This is a genomic window from Micromonospora tarapacensis, from assembly GCF_019697375.1.
Lineage (GTDB): Bacteria > Actinomycetota > Actinomycetes > Mycobacteriales > Micromonosporaceae > Micromonospora > Micromonospora tarapacensis.
The window spans coordinates 1,292,864-1,309,132 of sequence record NZ_JAHCDI010000004.1; the positions used below are offsets into that span (position 1 = coordinate 1,292,864).

16 protein-coding genes and 2 pseudogenes are annotated in these 16,269 nt (G+C 72.9%); 14 read left to right on the plus strand and 4 right to left on the minus strand.

The window, feature by feature from the left end; translation table 11 throughout:
- Positions 1-47 precede the first annotated feature (47 nt).
- The 3 genes from KIF24_RS11790 (at position 48) to KIF24_RS11800 (ending at position 1,366) form a co-directional block, all read left to right on the plus strand.
- Positions 48-635 (plus strand): TMEM165/GDT1 family protein, encoded by a 588-nt coding sequence (locus KIF24_RS11790; protein WP_221087310.1) that lies wholly within the window; start codon positions 48-50, stop codon positions 633-635.
- 69 nt (positions 636-704) lie between these two features.
- A complete protein-coding gene (locus KIF24_RS11795; RefSeq protein ID WP_221084080.1) occupies positions 705-1,076 on the plus strand; it encodes a DUF1622 domain-containing protein in 372 nt (123 codons plus the stop codon).
- The gene (locus KIF24_RS11800; RefSeq protein ID WP_221084081.1) at positions 1,073-1,366 is read left to right on the plus strand and encodes a DUF1622 domain-containing protein; all 294 of its coding nucleotides are present in this window, start codon (positions 1,073-1,075) and stop codon (positions 1,364-1,366) included. Before KIF24_RS11795 ends, KIF24_RS11800 begins: the two co-directional genes overlap by 4 nt.
- Before the next feature lie 10 nt (positions 1,367-1,376).
- Here KIF24_RS11800 and nhaA read toward each other — a convergent pair whose 3' ends face one another.
- Entirely contained in the window at positions 1,377-2,708 is a 1,332-nt protein-coding gene (gene nhaA / locus KIF24_RS11805) for a Na+/H+ antiporter NhaA (protein ID WP_221084082.1), read from the minus strand.
- Positions 2,709-3,078: 370 nt separating this feature from the next.
- Between nhaA and KIF24_RS11810 the strand changes: the two genes are divergently transcribed.
- Positions 3,079-4,545 carry a polysaccharide biosynthesis tyrosine autokinase gene (locus KIF24_RS11810; RefSeq protein ID WP_221084083.1) on the plus strand — a complete coding sequence of 489 codons (1,467 nt, stop codon included), beginning with the start codon at positions 3,079-3,081 and terminating at the stop codon, positions 4,543-4,545.
- Positions 4,546-4,757: 212 nt separating this feature from the next.
- Here the strand turns inward: KIF24_RS11810 and KIF24_RS32645 are convergent.
- Positions 4,758-5,078, minus strand: a pseudogene (locus KIF24_RS32645) (arsenate reductase/protein-tyrosine-phosphatase family protein); the annotation flags it as partial.
- Positions 5,079-5,240: 162 nt separating this feature from the next.
- Here KIF24_RS32645 and KIF24_RS11820 point away from each other — a divergent pair.
- The 5 genes and pseudogenes from KIF24_RS11820 (at position 5,241) to KIF24_RS11840 (ending at position 10,895) form a co-directional block, all read left to right on the plus strand.
- A pseudogene (locus tag KIF24_RS11820) lies at positions 5,241-6,493 on the plus strand (glycosyltransferase family 4 protein).
- Positions 6,494-6,574: 81 nt separating this feature from the next.
- Positions 6,575-8,359, plus strand: a complete 1,785-nt coding sequence (locus KIF24_RS11825; RefSeq protein WP_331461091.1) for a DUF4012 domain-containing protein — start codon at positions 6,575-6,577, stop codon at positions 8,357-8,359.
- Positions 8,360-8,372: 13 nt separating this feature from the next.
- Positions 8,373-8,999, plus strand: coding sequence for a hypothetical protein (locus tag KIF24_RS11830; protein ID WP_221084085.1), 627 nt, complete (start codon positions 8,373-8,375; stop codon positions 8,997-8,999).
- A gap of 222 nt (positions 9,000-9,221) precedes the next feature.
- A complete protein-coding gene (locus KIF24_RS11835) occupies positions 9,222-10,193 on the plus strand; it encodes a pirin family protein (protein ID WP_221084086.1) in 972 nt (323 codons plus the stop codon).
- 39 nt (positions 10,194-10,232) lie between these two features.
- A complete protein-coding gene (locus KIF24_RS11840; protein ID WP_221084087.1) occupies positions 10,233-10,895 on the plus strand; it encodes a hypothetical protein in 663 nt (220 codons plus the stop codon).
- Positions 10,896-11,163: 268 nt separating this feature from the next.
- Here KIF24_RS11840 and KIF24_RS11845 read toward each other — a convergent pair whose 3' ends face one another.
- Positions 11,164-11,436, minus strand: a complete 273-nt coding sequence (locus KIF24_RS11845; protein ID WP_221084088.1) for a DUF2795 domain-containing protein — start codon at positions 11,434-11,436, stop codon at positions 11,164-11,166.
- Between the two features lie 156 nt (positions 11,437-11,592).
- On the opposite strand from KIF24_RS11845, the gene KIF24_RS11850 reads away from it, so the two are divergent.
- On the plus strand, positions 11,593-12,003 hold the full coding sequence (locus KIF24_RS11850) for a DUF2267 domain-containing protein (RefSeq protein ID WP_221084089.1): 411 nt from the start codon (positions 11,593-11,595) through the stop codon (positions 12,001-12,003).
- Between the two features lie 76 nt (positions 12,004-12,079).
- Here KIF24_RS11850 and KIF24_RS11855 read toward each other — a convergent pair whose 3' ends face one another.
- Entirely contained in the window at positions 12,080-13,246 is a 1,167-nt protein-coding gene (locus tag KIF24_RS11855; RefSeq protein ID WP_221084090.1) for a CaiB/BaiF CoA transferase family protein, read from the minus strand.
- A gap of 259 nt (positions 13,247-13,505) precedes the next feature.
- Here KIF24_RS11855 and KIF24_RS11860 point away from each other — a divergent pair, with 259 nt between their 5' ends.
- The 4 genes from KIF24_RS11860 to KIF24_RS11875 all read left to right on the plus strand — a co-directional run bounded on the left by KIF24_RS11860 (position 13,506) and on the right by KIF24_RS11875 (position 16,225).
- Complete coding sequence (locus KIF24_RS11860; protein WP_221084091.1) at positions 13,506-14,522, plus strand: TerC/Alx family metal homeostasis membrane protein; 1,017 nt, start codon at positions 13,506-13,508, stop codon at positions 14,520-14,522.
- Between the two features lie 87 nt (positions 14,523-14,609).
- Positions 14,610-15,200, plus strand: coding sequence for a sulfite oxidase-like oxidoreductase (locus KIF24_RS11865; RefSeq protein ID WP_221087311.1), 591 nt, complete (start codon positions 14,610-14,612; stop codon positions 15,198-15,200).
- An 8-nt stretch (positions 15,201-15,208) separates the two neighbouring features.
- Positions 15,209-15,931 carry a ferredoxin reductase gene (locus KIF24_RS11870; RefSeq protein WP_221084092.1) on the plus strand — a complete coding sequence of 241 codons (723 nt, stop codon included), beginning with the start codon at positions 15,209-15,211 and terminating at the stop codon, positions 15,929-15,931.
- 12 nt (positions 15,932-15,943) lie between these two features.
- The gene (locus KIF24_RS11875) at positions 15,944-16,225 is read left to right on the plus strand and encodes a DUF6510 family protein (RefSeq protein WP_221084093.1); all 282 of its coding nucleotides are present in this window, start codon (positions 15,944-15,946) and stop codon (positions 16,223-16,225) included.
- Positions 16,226-16,269: the final 44 nt, after the last annotated feature.

Here is a 16,269-nt window from a genome sequence, read left to right on the forward strand (position 1 = left end):
TCGAGGGCGTCCCCGTGCCTCCTCCCGGCCTGATCCGGAAGGACGTCATGGAAGGCTTCCTCGTCGCGCTGGTGGTCAGCTTCGGCGTGATCTTCGTCGCCGAGCTGGGCGACAAGTCCCAGCTCATGGCCCTGGCCTTTGCCACCAGATACCGCACGATGCCGATCCTGATCGGCATCACCGTCGCCACCGCGCTGGTGCACCTGGCCTCGGTGGCGCTCGGCCACGGGCTCGGCGCGACCCTGCCGACCGGCTGGATCTCGCTGCTGGCGGGGCTGGCCTTCATCGGCTTCGGCGCGTGGACCCTGCGCGGTGACACGCTCACCGAGGAGGAGAAGCGCAAGGCGGCCAAGGGCGGCAGGTCGGCCGTGCTCGCCGTCGGTGTCGCGTTCTTCCTCGCCGAACTCGGCGACAAGACGATGCTCGCGACGATCACGCTGGCCACCCAGTACGGCTGGTTCGGCACCTGGGTCGGCTCGACCGTCGGCATGGTCGCCGCGGACGCGTTGGCCATCGTCGTCGGCCGGCTGCTCGGCCGGAAGCTGCCGGAACGGACGATCAGGTACGGTGCCGCCGCACTGTTCGCCATCAGCGGCGGCTGGCTGCTCGTCGAGGCGGTCTCGCAACTGTCCTGAGCGGCGTTGGCTCCTACGCGAAGTTCCCGGCCGCCGACTACCCGGTTGCCGGCCGGGTAAGGCGCTCGGATGGACGTCGAGGTGATCCTCCACGGCGGCCACCAGGTGCTGGTGACCGCGGTGGAGATCGTCGGCGCGTCGGTGATCGTCGCCGGAGCGGCCTGGGCCGCGCTGCGGTTCGTGGTCGACGGGTTGCGTCACCGCGACGCCGCCGTGTTCACCCGGATCCGGCTGACCCTGGGCAGGTTCCTCACCCTGGGGCTCGAGTTCCAGCTGGCGGCGGACATCCTGCGGACCGCGCTGTCGCCGACCTTCGCGCAGATCGGCCAACTCGCCGCGATCGCCGCCATCCGCACCGTGCTGAACTACGTCCTGGGCCGGGAGATCGAGCAGGAACAGCGGCAGGTCGGCCGGCCGGAGCGACCGGGACGACCGAGATGACCGGGGCGCTGTCCGCCGCCGTCACGGTGCTGGGCGTGCTCGCCGCGACGGTCGCACTGGTGACCACCGGCTCCCGGTCGACGGCCCTGCGGGTGCTGCTCGACATGCTGCTCGCCGCCGGCCTGCTGCGGCTGGCCGGCGGGCCACCCTGGCCGGACCTGGCCGCCGTCGCGGCGATCGCCGCCCTGCGTACGCTGCTGCGCGGCGCGCTGATGCGGGATTTCCGGCGGTGGCGGTCGACGGATGCCGGACGCCCGTCCGAGCAGGTCGGCCGGGCGTCCGGGACGTGATCAGAGGCGGTCAGCCGCCGGGTTTCTGGTAGACGTCCGGCACGCCGTCCTGGTCGATGTCGGCCCGCTCCTTCAACGCGATCGCCCGGTAGACCTTGTTGCGCCTACGCAGCACCAGCATGGCCAGCAGCGCCGAGATCAGCGAGCCGGCCAGCACCGCGGCCTTCACGTTGGCGCCCTCGACGCTGTCGGAGCCGAAGGCGAGCTCGCCGATCAGCAGCGACACGGTGAAGCCGATACCGGCCAGGAACGACACGCCGAGCAGGTCCGACCAGGTGATGTCCTCGTCCAGGCTGGCGCGGGTGAACCGGGCCAGCAGGTAGGTCGAGCCGAGAATGCCGACGCACTTGCCGACGACCAGACCGAGGACGACGCCGAGGACGACCGGGTCGGTCACCACCGCGCCCAGGTCGGCGCCGCGCAGCGAGACCCCGGCGGCGAAGAACGCGAAGACCGGCACGGCGAACCCGGCCGAGATCGGCCGCCACCGGTGTTCCAGATGTTCGGCGAGGCCGGGCATCGGGCGGCGGGCGTCGCCGCCCTTGCCGGTGAGCACCGGCACGGTGAAGCCCAGCAGCACACCGGCCACCGTGGCGTGCACCCCGGAGGAGTGCACAAGCGTCCAGGCGATGAGCGCGAGTGGGACGAGCGCCCACCACCAGGTGCGGCGGCGCTGCACGAGCAGGCCGAACAGGGCGATCGGCAGCACGGCGCCGAGCAGCGGGAGCACGCTGAAGTCATCGGTGTAGAAGATCGCGATGATGGTGATCGCGAGCAGGTCGTCGACCACGGCCAGGGTGAGCAGGAAGGCGCGCAGCCCTTGCGGCAGGTACGCCCCGATGACGGCCAGCACCGCCAGCGCGAAGGCGATGTCGGTGGCGGTGGGGATGGCCCAGCCGCGTACCCCCTCGCCGCCGCCGGCGACGTTGACTCCCACGTAGATCAGCGCCGGCAACGCCATGCCGCCGATCGCCGCGACCACCGGCAGTGCCGCCCGGCGCGGGTCGCGCAGTTCACCGGCGACGAACTCGCGTTTCAGTTCCAGCCCGACCACGAAGAAGAAGATGGCCAGCAGGCCGTCGGCGGCCCAGGTGGCGAGGTCGAGATCGAGGTGCAGCGCCGAGCCGGCTGACCAGGGGACCCACTGCCCGAGCGCGGCGTAGGAGTCGCCCCAGGGGGAGTTCGCCCAGACCAGTGCGATCACGGCGCCGAGCAGCAGCAGGGCGCCGCCGACCGTCTCCGTGCGGAGTACGTCGGCCAGGAAGCGCGCCTCCGGCCAGGAGGTACGCGCGAAGAGGCGGCGTACGCCGCGGTGCTCGGGGCCTGGGGTCTGGTCGGTCATACGTGAGGTCCACCTCGTCGGTCGGGGGCAGCACGGCATTATCGCCGACCAGGCTTCCCGGCACACCCGTCCAAGACCCTATCCAGTGCGGACGGCGGTCGCGAGCGGGGCGGAGGCGACTCTTCCCACAGCTCGGTGCCGGTCGTCGCAGTGTCCCCTCGGCGATCACCCCGCATCTTTTTCGGGTCGGAGCGATTCCGACGGGCCGCCGGTCCGGTTGGTCACTTCGGGCGCGATCCTCCTTGAGGAAAATACCTAACTCCGGACATAAGTCGCATGAGCCGCTTTAATGGTTTCACGAGATTGAGCCGACCTTGGGGGTTTTCGTGAAGTTCTTTGGCGTTACCGGCCCGGCACGGAGGCCCGCCTGATGGACCTGTACCGCCAACTACGCCTCGTGCGCCGGCACTGGTGGATCGTGCTGGTCACCTTCATGGTGGCCCTCGGCGTGACCGCCCTGGTCACCGTCCGGGCGCAGCCCCGTTACGTCGCCTCGGTCACCTTCTTCGTCACCACGCCGAGCCAGGGCGTCACGGACGCCTACCAGGGCGGCCTCTTCCTCCAGCAACGGGTGAAGTCCTATGCGGAACTGCTGACCAGCGACCGGCTGGCGCAGGCCGCGGTGGCCGACAGTCAGTTGGGACTGACCGCCGAGGAGATCCAGCGCCGGGTCAGCACCTCCACCGAGAACGGCACGGTCCTGCTGCGGGCCTCGGTGAACGACACCGACCAGACCCGCGCGTTGCGGGTCACCGAGGCGCTCTCGGCGAAGTTCATCGAGTTGGTGCAGAAGGTCGAGGCGCGGCCGGACGGCAGTCCCGGCCCGATCAAGATCGAGGTGGTCAGCGGGCCGCGGGTCACTCCCACGCCGGTGTCGCCGCAACCGGTCCGCAACACCGTCATCGGTGCGCTGCTGGGCCTGCTGGCCGGCGTCGGCCTGGCGATCCTGCGCGGCATGGCCGACGTGCGGCTGCGCGACGCCGCCGGACTGCAGCGGGTGACCGGAAGCCCGCTGCTCGGCGAGATCCCGATCGACAGCACCGCGCGCTCGGCTCCGCTGATCGTCGGCGACGCCGCGACGTCGGCCCGCGCCGAGGCGGTCCGCAAGCTCCGGACCAATTTGCGTTTCGTCGACGTGCACGAGCCGGCGCGGGTCATCGCCGTCACCAGCGCCCTCCAGGGCGAGGGCAAGACGACGTTGTCGTGCAACCTGGCGATCGCGCTCGCCGAGGCGGGCTGGCGGGTCCTGCTGGTCGACGCCGACCTGCGTCGCCCCAAGGTCGACGAGTACCTGGGCATCGACGCGGGAGTCGGGCTGACCGACGTCCTGGTCGGCGATGTGCACGTCGGGGACGTGGTCCAGCGCTGGGGCGACAAGTCGCTGCTGGTGCTGCCCAGCGGCTCGGCCCCGCCCAACCCGAGCGAGCTGCTCGGCTCGAAGGCCATGTCGGATCTGCTGCTGGCCCTGCGCGAGTCCGCCGACATCGTCATCATCGACACCGCTCCGCTGCTGGCGGTCACCGACGGGGTGGTGGTCGCCGTGCAGGCCGACGGCGCGCTCCTGGTCACCCAGCAGGGACGTACGTCCCGGGCGCAGGTGGCCGCGGCGGCCCGGGCACTGCACTCCGTGTCGGTGCGGCTGCTCGGCTGTGTGCTGAACATGGCCCGGGTGCCCAAGGCGGAGGCCTACCAGTACGAGGCCTACCGCGTCGTCGTCGCCGCGACCGGCGCCCGGTCGGTGCCGACGGACCGGGCGACGAGCGGCCGGCACGCCGGTCCGGCGCCCACCGGAGAGGTGAGCGACCACACCCAGGAACTCACCCGGCTGTCCCGATGAGTGCCGCCAGGGGGCGCAGGGCCCGCTCGATCTCCTCCGCGCAGCGTCGGAAGTCCTCGGGCGTGCCGGCCACCGGATCCCGCAGGTCGTCGGAGTCCCCGGGGCGGGTTGCAGCCGCCCCGGGCCAGGGCCGCGGCGGCCACGGCGGCCTGGACCGGATCGTCGTGCTCCTCCATCGGTGCCTCGACCGCCGAGGCGAGCCGGCCGAACTGGCGCAGCGTGAACGTGCGGTGCAGCACCGCGGGGGCCAGGGAGGTGCAGATCGACCGCTGGCGGCGGGTGGCGGTCAGCACCAGCACCGCGTCGGTGAGGTGCTCCGGCAACAGTCGCCGGCTGCGGAACGTCGCCGGGTCCTCGCCGGTCTCGGCGGCGATCTCGGCCGCGTACGGATGCATGGCCAGGTCCGCGACGGCGTCGGTGCCGGCACTGGCCACCGTCACCGGAAGCCCGGCGAGTAGGCGCCGTGCGGCGTACTCGGCCATCGGTGACCGGCACAGGTTGGCGTGGCAGACGAACAGCACCCCGGTGAGCATCTGGAACCCCCTCGACGAAGCGGTCGCGGGCGTCAGCACCGCGACGAGGAGCGGTCGCCGGCGGCGCCCGCCCCGGGAGGGGATGCCGGAATCCTACGCAGCCGTGACGCCCGCGTCCCCGGGCGCCGCGCCGAACCGGCGGGCCGGGACGGGGGTGCCCTGGTGCGGATCGGGATCCTGACATACCACTTCCCGCCGGAACCGGCGTTCATCCCCGGCAGCCTGGCCGAGGAACTGGCCGCGCGGGGACACGAGGTGCGGGTGCTCACCGGCTTTCCGGACTACCCGGGCGGGCACCGGTACCCGGGCTGGCGTCAGCGTTGGCACCACGAGACCCGCAGCCGGGGGCTGACCGTGCGCCGGCTGCCCAGATACACCTCCGGGGACGCCACGGTGCGCGGCCGGATGGCCGCCTGGCTCTCCTTCGCCGGCGGCGCGGCGCTGGTCGGTCGCCGTTTCCTCGCCGGCGTCGACGTGTTGTACGTGTACCAGCCGCCGGCCGCGGCGTTCGCCTCGGCCGCCCTGTTGCGCCTGCTCGGCTCGGTGCCGGTCGTCCTGCACGTGCCGGACGTGTGGGCCGAGGAGGCACCGGACGGCACCGACGACGGACGGTGGGCGGCGCGGGTGCGCGCGTCGATGGCCCGGACCTACCGGGCCGCCACCACGGTCGCGGTGGCCGCGCCGTCGTTGCGCGACGCGGTCGTCGCGGTCGGAGTCGACCAGGCCCGGGTCCGGGTGGTGCTCAACTGGACCGACGAGCGGATCTTCCGTCCGGCGCAGGCCAGCGTGGCCGCGCACCGGCTCGTCCGCCGCGACGGGCGATGCGTGGTGATGCATGCCGGGACCATCGGGGTCCGGCAGGGGCTGGAGACGGCGGTCCGGGCGGCGGCGGCCCTGGGCGACACCATGGACCTGGTCCTGGTGGGGTCGGGCGCCGACGAGCGGCGGGTGCGGGGCTCGCCGCCGACCTGCGGGCCGGCAACGTCCGGTTCGTCGACCGGCGGTCACCGCTGGACATGCCCGAGCTGTACGCCGCCGCCGACTACCAGTTGGTGATGCTGCGAAACCTGCCGGAGCTGCGCAGCACCGTGCCGGACAAGCTCCAGGCGGCCCTGTCCTGTGCCGCGCCGGTGGTCACCTCGACCGGCGGCGACACGGCCGCCCTGGTCGAGCGGGCCCGGGCCGGGCTGTCCTGCCCACCGGAGGACTGGGCCAGCCTGGCGGACCGGTTCTGGCTGGCGGCGCACATACCCGCGCCGGCTCGGGCCGAGATGGGCCGGCGCGGCCGGGAGGCGTACCTGCGGGACATGTCCTTGCCGGCCGGGGTGGACCGGATCGAGGAGTTGCTGCGGGACGCGGTGGCCGAGGGTGCCGCCCGGAAGGCGAAACACGACCCGGTCCCGCATAACGCCTGAGGCCGTCATTACCGCACCTTTCCGGTCGTTAGGTGCTAAGAACAATGTGGCGTTCTGTCCGTTTTGAGAATGGGGTGTGGTGTGACGGAGAGCGACAGTCCCCGTCGGCGGCGCAGCCGGCTCCGCCGGCGTCGCCGCGCCCGGCTGCGGCGCATCCTGCTCACCACGCTTGTGGTCGGTTCGCTCCTGCTCGGCCTCGCCGGCTGGGTCGGGCTCCGGGGCTGGCAGGCCCGCGCCCACCTGGTCAACGCCGCCGGGCTGGCCGGTGAGCTGAGCGCCCAGCTGGTCGGTGGCGACACCGCTCGCGCGCAGCGGACCCTCGCCGCGTTGCAGGAGCAGTCCGGGGCGGCCCGGCGGGCCACCGACGATCCCGGCTGGTGGCTCGGCCGGCAGGCCCCCCTCGCCGGGGCGAATCTCTCGGCGGTGCGCCAGATCGCCATCACCATCGACGAACTCGCTCGGCAGGCATTCCCGGCGCTGCTGCGGGTGGACCTCGGTGGCCTGGTGCCCCAGGAGGGGCGGCTGGACCTGACCGGGCTGCGGGCCGTCAACGACGACCTGGTCGCGGTGGACGCGACGGTGCAGCGGACCCGGACGGAGCTGGCCGGGATCTCCGGCGACCGGCTGGTCGGGCAGGTCCGCCGCGCCCTGGAGAACCTGCGCGGCGAGATCGACCGGCTGGCGGCGATGACCTCCGCGGCCGACCGGGCCAGCCGGCTGCTGCCGCCGTTGCTGGGGGTGGACGGGCCGCGACGGTACCTGCTGGTGTCGCAGAACTCGGCGGAGCTGCGGGCCACCGGCGGCATGTTCGGCGCGTACGCCGTGATCGAGGCCGAGAAGGGCCGGGTGCGGATGGGTGCGCAGGGCAGCAGCGCGAGCCTCGGCCAGTTCGTCGAGCCGCTCACGATCCCGGCGGAGCTGCGTGCGCTCTGGGGAGAACTGCCCGGGATCTATCCCGCGGACGTCAACCTCACCCCACACTTCCCGACGGCGGCGTCGCTGTACCGGGAGATGTACCGCCGACACAGCGGGGAGAGTGTCGACGGTGTCCTCGCCGTCGACCCGGTGGTGCTGTCGTACCTGCTCAAGGCCACCGGGCCGGTGAAGGTGCCGGGCGGGGTGGCGCTGAGTTCCGAGAACGCCGTCCAGACCCTGCTCAGCCACACGTACCAGCGGATGAGTCCGAAGGAGCAGGACACCTTCTTCGCCGCTGCCGCGGCCACGGTGTTCGACACCCTCTTCGCGAGAAACGTCCACCCGAATGGGTTGTTGTCCGCATTCAACCGCTCTATACAAGAACGTCGGATACTGTTCTGGAGTGCCCATCCGGAGGAACAGCGAACATTCGGCGACAGCCGAATGGCCGGGACACTTCCGGAACAGGACACCGTGCCGACGGTCGGCGTCTTCCTCAACGACGGCAGCGGCGCGAAGCTCGGCTACTACCTGCGGCACACCGCCGACCTGGCGGTCGACGACTGCCACGCCGACGGTCGCCGCGAGCTGAACCTCCGGGTGACGCTCCGGTCCACCGCACCGGCCTCGGGGCTCAGCGAATCGGTCCTCGGCCTGGCCCGGGCCGGGGATCCGTACACCGCCCGCACGCTCGTGTCGGTGTACGGCCCGGCCGGCGGCGCGGTGCTCGAGACCCGTCTCGACGGGGTCGAGACCTCGGTGGGCAACGGCACCGAACGGCGCCGGCAGGTCGCCACGGTGAACGTCGAGGTCGGCCCGGGCGGAACCCGAACGCTGGAGGTCTCGCTGCTCACCGGCAAGACGGAAAGCGGAGCGGCCGAGCTGTGGCTGACCCCGACCGCCACCCCATGGACCACCCATGTTGTTACCGCACCAAGCTGTTCTCAGTAGGAGGGAACGAACCATGCGGCTATCCCGCATCATCATGGCACTCACGGTCGGTCTGGCCGTCGTGGCAGTGCCGACCGCGGCGGGGGCGGCGCAGCCGCAGCCGGCGCCCACAGTCACCGACACGCCCCAGCCACCGCCCTATCCGCCGGTGCTCACCTCGCTGACGGTGAACCGACCCACCATCTTCCTGGGTGAGACGGTCATCCTCACCGGCCGCAACTTCGGGCCGAACGAGACGGTGGACATCGTGGTGTCGGTGACGCCGCTGGCCGCGCCGGCCGCAGGCACGGCCCGCCGTAGCGACGGCAGCACCGTCGCCATGGCACCGGTGGCCTTCCAGGCCAGTGCGCCGCTCAGCTTCACCGCCCGGACCAATTCAGAGGGCGTCTTCACCCGGAGGTACACGCCCAAGGTGACCGGCCTGCTCACCTTCACCGCGACCGGTCGGGAGTCCGGCCGCACCGCCTCGAGCGAGCTGCGGGTGCTGCGCAAGAAGAAGCCGCACCTGCCGGTCACCGGCAGCAGCCTGGACACGCCGATGAAGGTCGGTGGCGGTCTCGTCGGCGCCGGTGCGGTCCTGCTGCTCGGCACGCTGGTGTGGCGGCGCCGCAACCGCTTCGGTGCGGGTGGCGCGCACTGATCCAACCCACCGGGCAGTGCCCGGACGACCTTGATACCGGTGCCCGCCGTTCCCTCCGGCGGGCACCGGTATCCGCTTGTCCGCACCTGCGCACGCCGGTGCCGGCGCGCCGGCCGCGGCTACCGGCCCGGCTCATCCTGCGGGTGCGGGCACGACGTTCGCTGCCGCCCGATTCGGCCGCAGCGGCACGGCGGGCGGCCGGACCGGGCGTAGAGTCGGTCCGTGGAGCGCACCGAGTCGATGCCCGCGCAGACCCGACCGCCCGGAGTGGCGACCGTTGATCCGGGCAGCGTCCTGCTACCCGGCCACGACGTGCCGCTGGGCCGGTACACCACCGTGCGCCGGCTGTTGCCGCAACGCACCCGGCGAATGGTCGGGGCCTGGTGTTTCGTCGACCATTTCGGTCCCGACGACGTGGCACAGCGCCCGGGCATGGAGGTGCCGCCGCACCCGCACACCGGCCTGCAGACCGTCACCTGGCTGCTCGACGGGGAGATCCTGCACCGCGACAGCCTCGGCAACGAGCAGACCATCCGTCCCGGCCAGCTCAACGTGATGACCTCCGGGCACGGCATCGCCCACTCCGAGCGCTCGCCGGTCGAGCATCCGCCACTGATGCACGGTGTGCAGCTGTGGGTGGCGCTGCCGGACCCGGCCCGGGCCGGAGCGGCCGACTTCGCCCACCACGCCGACCTGCCCCGGTGGCGCGCCGGTGACCTCGGCGTCACCCTGCTGGTCGGGGAACTTTCCGGCGAACGCTCGCCGGCCCGGGTGCACACCCCACTGCTCGGCGCGCAGCTGGAACTCGCCGGTGCGGAGCCGGTCGGCGTCCCGCTGCGGCGCGACTTCGAGTACGCCCTGCTCGCCCTCGACGGCGCCGCCGAGGTCGACGGCGTGCCGCTCGCGCCGGGAGCGCTGCTCTGGCTCGGCGCGCAGCGGGAGGCGTTGACCGTGCGCGGTGAGCCCGGCAGCCGGTTGCTGCTGCTCGGCGGCACGCCCTTCGAGGAGCCGCTGGTGATGTGGTGGAACTTCGTGGGCCGCAGTCACGAGGAGATCGTCGCTGCCCGGGACGACTGGATGGCCGGGCGGCGCTTCGGCGTCGTCGCCGCGGACCCGGATCCGCCGCTACCCGCACCTGCCCTGCCAACGACCCGGCTGAAGGCCCGCGACCGGATCGGCGGCTTCCGGGGCTGACCGCAGGCGTGGTCGGCTCGGGCGGGGGTAACAGCCCCCATGGCCACCACCGTCTCCACCATCGAGGACCGCAAGCGCCTGGCGCGCCGACTCGCCGGCAGCGGCCGGGGATTCGCCGAGCAGTACGGCTTCCGGGTGACCAACAACCCGTCCAGCCTGTTCCAGTTGCTCTGCCTCGCGGTGCTGCTCGCCCGTCGGGGAGACTTCCGGCGAGCCCTGGACAGCGCGCACGCCCTGCCCGACGCGGGCTGGGACAGCGCGGCGCGGTTGTCCCGCTCGCTGCCCGCCGACCGGGCCCGGGTGCTGCGCGACAGCGGCCAGCGCGGTGACGTCGACGCGCTGGCCGAACTGCTGGGCGAGCTGGCTCGCGGGGTGGTCGGGCGGTACGGCGGCGACCTGCGTCGACTGCGGTCGGCGGCCCGCCGCGACCCGACGCGCGAACGGGCCCTGCTCACCGCCCTGCCCGGGGTGGACAACCAGGTGACGGACCTGTTCCTGCGCGACGTGCAGTCGCTGTGGCGAGAGGTCGCGCCGGTGGCCGACCAGCGCGCGCTGACCGCGGCGCGACGGCTCGGGCTGGGTCGTTCCGCGGAGGATCTCGCCGGGCTGGCTGGCGGCGGCGAGTCGGAACGACTCGCCTGGCTGGTCGGCGCGCTCGCCCGGGTCGACCTGGAGCGACGGTATGCGGAGTGGGTGGCGTGAGGCCGTTTGCCGGCACCCACTGGCCGTTCGGACGATGGCCTGCGGTATCCTGATCGCAGTAGCCACGGCCGCCCGGTTCGGGTGGTCGTCGGCCGCCCGGTGGTGGTGATCCGGTTCGGGTCCCGTCCGACGCCTGGGCAGGCGGCTACGCAGGGCGCTCCCGGTCGCGGTTCGCGGCCGGGGCGCGCCCGCCGCCAGGGCTCGGGCGAAGGTCGGCCCGCCGGGCTGCGGCGTCGGTGCAGCCGACGTGCCCGACGGGGTGCCGGTCTCAGATGCTGCGCAGGTGTTGGGACACCCGCTGATGGCGCTTGTCGCGGCCCTGGACCGCGCGCTGCGCGTCGGTGATCTCGGGAGCCGCTTCGATGCCGGCCGAGCGGGCCACCTCGTTGCCGTTGGCGTAGTCCACCGGAGGCAGAGCGCGCAGGGCCCGCAGCACGTCCGGCGGAGCTCCCTCGCGCTCGGCCTCGCGTACCACGTCGTCCTTCCCGGCGGGGTAGTCCAGGCTGGACAGGTACTGCAGGACGTCGGCGTAACTCGCCATGGTGTCGGCTCCTCCCGGCTGCTTGCGGCCACCACTTCCGGCCACGACCGGCGCCGGTTACCCGTCCGGGCGTCCGTCACGCGCCCACCGGGCGGGAAACCGGCCGCTGTTTCCGGCCCCACCCGGCGGGTAACCGGCGGGCCGAGGGGGTACGCGATGGACTACGAGACCTTCGTCGACCAGGTCGCGCGGCGGGCCGGTACGTCCTCGGCGCGGGCGGTGGAACTGATCCAGGCGACGCTGGCGACGCTCGCCGAGCGGCTGACCGGCGGCGAGGTGCTGGATCTGGCCGTCCAGCTCCCCATGCCGTTGCGGCTGCCGTTGCGTCCGACGCCCGACATCGAGGCGGCGGAGCGTTTCGGCGCGGCCGAGTTCGTCGCCCGGGTGGCCGTCCGCGCCGGGGTGGCGGAGCCGGCCGCCCGCAACGCCGTCCGTGCGGTGTTCACGACCGTCCGCGAGGCGGTGACCGGCGGGGAGTTCGACGAACTGGTGGTACAGCTACCCCGTGACTACCGGGACGTGGTCGAGCCGGCCCTGGCGCCGGGTGCCGGCCTGCGCCGCCGGTGAACGGCTGCGCACCCTGCGGGAGACGCCGAGTTCGGTGCCGAGGGCGTCCGAAGCTCCGGCGGCCCCGGGACGACGGTCAGCCGACCGCCCCGGCGCCGCGCAGCTCCGCAACCCGGTCCGGGCCGTAGCCGGCCTCGCCGAGCACCTCGTCGGTGTGCTCGCCGGGCCACGGCGGCGGCCGGCGGATCGACGTCGGGGTGCGGGAGAACCGCGGTGCCGGCGCCGGCTGGACGACCCCGTCGCGGACGACGAAGGTGTCCCGCGCGGCCAGGTGCGGATGCTCGGACGCCTCCCGCCAGTCCAGGACCGGCGCCGCACAGGCGTCGGAGGCGCTGAGCAGGGCCGCCCACTCGTCCCGGCTGCGGGTGCGGAACAGCCGCGCCCAGGCGGCGCGCAGCTCCGGCCAGTTCGCCGGATCGGTCCGGTCGGCGGCCTCGTCCGGCGGCAGGGGGAATCCGGTACGCCGGACCAGTTCGTCGTAGAAACGGGGCTCCAGCGCGCCGACCGCGAGGTGCCGACCGTCGGCGCACTCGTACGTGTCGTAGAACGGTGCGCCGCCGTCGAGCAGGTTGACTCCGCGCGGGTCCTGCCACATGCCGAGCCGGCGCAGCGCGTGGATCTGGGTGCTGAGCACGGCGACGCCGTCCACGACGGCCGCGTCGATCACCTGCCCGGCCGCGCCGCCGCCGACCGCGTAGAGCGCGGAGACGACGCCCAGGGCGAGCATCATCCCACCGCCGCCGAAGTCGCCGAGCAGGTTCATCGGCGGCACCGGGCGCTCCCCGGCCCGGCCGATGCCGTGCAACGCGCCGGTCAGGGCCAGGTAGTCGATGTCGTGCCCGGCGTACGGGGCGCTCGGACCATCCTGGCCCCACCCGGTCATCCGGCCGTAGACCAGCCGCGGACTGACCGCGTGGCAGTCGGCCGGCCCGAGCCCGAGCCGTTCGGTCACCCCGGGCCGGAACCCCTCGACGAGGGCGTCCGCGGTCTCGACCAGGGCCAGCACCACCTCCCGGCCGCCGGTGGACTTCAGATCCACCGCGATCGAGCGGCGGCCCCGGTTGAGCAGATCGGGGTGCGGGGTGCCGAACCCGGAGGCGTCCACGTCGGTCACCCGGTCCACCCGGATCACCTCCGCCCCGAGGTCGGCCAGCATCATCGCGGCGAACGGCGCCGGCCCGATCCCGGCCAGTTCCACCACGCGTACGCCGGCCAGCGGGCCGGCTGCCAGGTCTGCGCTCACCCGATCACGATAGGCGCCCGCGCCCGCCGGCGGTGACCGGCGTCACCTGCGCCGATGCACGTCGTGACCGGCGTCACCGCGTCGCGAGTGCCCCGCCTGGCGGGCGGGATCCGGCTGCCCTAACCTTGTCACCACGAGGGGAGTACTTCCCACGAACCATGCCGGTCAGTACGGCGCGCCCGGGGCGCGCCTCGGGTGGTTGCCCACGAAACGTGGGTGAAGGAGACCTCGAACATGACACGGTGTTCGAGGAGGCTCCATGTCCGATTTGTCATATGTCGCGGCCGATCTGCAGTCGGTGGGCACCCCCTCGCTCTGGGCGATCACCCTCCTGGGCGTGCTCGCCCTGCTCGTGCTCGACTTCCTGGTGACCCGCCGCCCGCACGAGGTCTCGCTCAAGGAGGCACTCGGCTGGTCCGCGTTCTACATAGCCCTGCCGCTGGCCTTCGGCGCCTGGGTCTGGCAGCGCTACGGCTCGCAGCGGGGCTTCGAGTACCTCACCGGCTACCTGGTCGAGAAGTCGCTGTCGGTCGACAACCTCTTCGTCTTCATGCTGCTGCTGGCCGCCTTCGCGGTGCCGAGCGTGCTCGCCCAGCGGGTGCTGCTGTTCGGCATCACCGGCGCGCTGGTGCTGAGGGGTGTCTTCATCGCCCTGGGTGCGGCCGCGTTGCAGACCCTCGACTTCGCTTTCCTGATCTTCGCGTTGATCCTGCTGTTCACCGCGGCCAAGCTGCTGCGCGACGCGCTCACCGGTCACGAGCAGACGGTGGACATCGGCACCATGCGCTCAGTACGCCTGCTGCGTCGGTTCATGCCGGTGGTCCACGAGTACCACGGCACGAAGATGACCGTGCGGGTCGACGGGCGCCGGGCGCTCACCCCGCTCGCGTTGGTGGTGGTGGCGGTGCTCGCCACCGACGTGGTCTTCGCCGTCGACTCGGTGCCGGCCGTCTACGGCATCACCGAGGATCCGTACCTCGTCTTCGCCACCAACGCCTTCGCCCTGCTCGGCCTGCGGGCGCTGTACTTCGTGCTGCACGCGGCGCTGAGCCGGCTGGTCCACCTCAGCTACGGTCTGGCGATCATCCTGGCCTTCATCGGCGTCAAGCTCGGCCTGCACTGGGCACACGGCGTCTGGGAGGGCGTCCCGGAGATCCCCACCGTGGCGTCGCTCCTGGTCATCCTCGGCGTGCTGACCGTCGTCACCCTCACCAGCCTGCGGGCCACCCGCAACGCGGTGCCCGGCTCGAAGGAAGTCGTCACCGAACGCAAGTGACCCCCGCCGGCCCGGCAACGCCGCCGCCCGGGTCGGCGAACGCACCCGTGGCGTCGCCGGACGTGGTACGACTGAGTGGTGGGCATCGTGACTCCGGGATTCCAGGGCCGGCCGCGTTCCGGGGCGCCGGACCTGCCTCCGGGGCAGTACCTGACTCCGGACTTTCCCGTCCTCTCCGCCGGCCCGACACCGAGGGTGCCGCGCGATCAGTGGGAGTTCGTCATCAGCACCGAGACCGGTACCCAACACCGGTGGAGCTGGGACGAGATGATGGCGCTGCCGCAGGAGACACCGACCGTCGACATCCACTGCGTCACCCGCTGGTCGAAGCTCGGCACCACCTGGCGGGGCGTCTCGCTGGACACCCTGCTCGACGGGGTGGACAGCGCGGCGGACTACGCCCTGGCCCACTGCTACGGCGGCTACACGACCAACCTGCCGCTGGACGACCTGCGTGACGGGCAGGCCTGGCTGGTACACACCTTCGACGGTGCGGACCTGCCCGCCGAGCACGGCGGCCCGGCCCGGCTGCTGGTACCCCACCTGTACTTCTGGAAGTCCGCCAAGTGGGCGCGCGGCATCAACCTCACGGTCGAGGACACCCCCGGGTTCTGGGAGACCGCCGGCTACCACGACTACGGAGACCCGTGGCGCGAGCAGCGGTACCAGGGCGATTGAGCGGGCGGATGCGCTGGCAGGCGGCCCGGCTGGTGGACCGCCGGGTGGAGACGTCGACCGCGCAGACGCTGGTGCTGGAGGTGCCCGGCTGGCCGGCACATTTGCCGGGTCAGCATGTCGACATCCGGCTCACCGCGCCCGACGGGTACCAGGCGGCCCGGTCGTACTCCCTGGCCGCCCCGGCGGACGGCGACCGGATCGAGGTGACCGTCCAGCGGGTGCCCGAGGGCGAGGTGTCGCCGTTCCTGGTGGACGGCTACCGCGAGGGCGACCCGGTCGAGGTACGCGGCCCGATCGGCGGCTGGTTCGTCTGGCGGACCCAGCAGACCGACCCGGTGCTGCTGGTCGCCGGCGGATCGGGGGTGGTGCCGTTGATGGCCATGATCCGGGCCCGGCGGGCGGCCGGCAACCGGACCCCGTTCCGGCTGATCTACTCCGTGCGCACCCCGGCCGACGTCTTCTACGCCGAGGAGTTGCGCCGCCGGGTCCGCGACGACGCGGGCCTCGACGTCGCGTACGTCTACACCCGAGAGGCACCCGATGGATGGCGTGGTGAGCCACACCGGCTCGGCCTCGCCGACGTCAACAACCACGGCTGGCCGCCGGCGCTGGAGCCGTCGGTGTACGTCTGCGGCCCCACCGGTTTCGTGGAGGCCGTCTCCGATCTGCTCGTCGGGCTGGGCCACCCGGCGCGGCGGGTCCGCACCGAACGCTTCGGCCCGACCGGCTGAGAGGAGCCGCGGATGACCGCGCTGCCCTACGTGGACGGCAACATGCTCGACGGCCCGCTCGGGGAGGTGTTCGCGGTCGACCTGAGCACCGCCACCGCCCGGTGCGCCCACTGCGGCACTCCCGGCCCGGTGGCCGGGCTGCGCGTCTACTCGCACGCGCCCGGCCTGGTGGCCCGCTGCCCGAACTGCGCCCAGGTGATGCTGCGCCTGGTCCGGGCGCCGGACCGCGCCTGGCTCGATCTGCGCGGCGCCACCTTCCTGCGGTTCCCGATGCCGATCGAGCGCACCCCCTAGCGCCTCCGCCGGCCCTCGTGTCGGGAGGCGGCCATCCGCCGCCG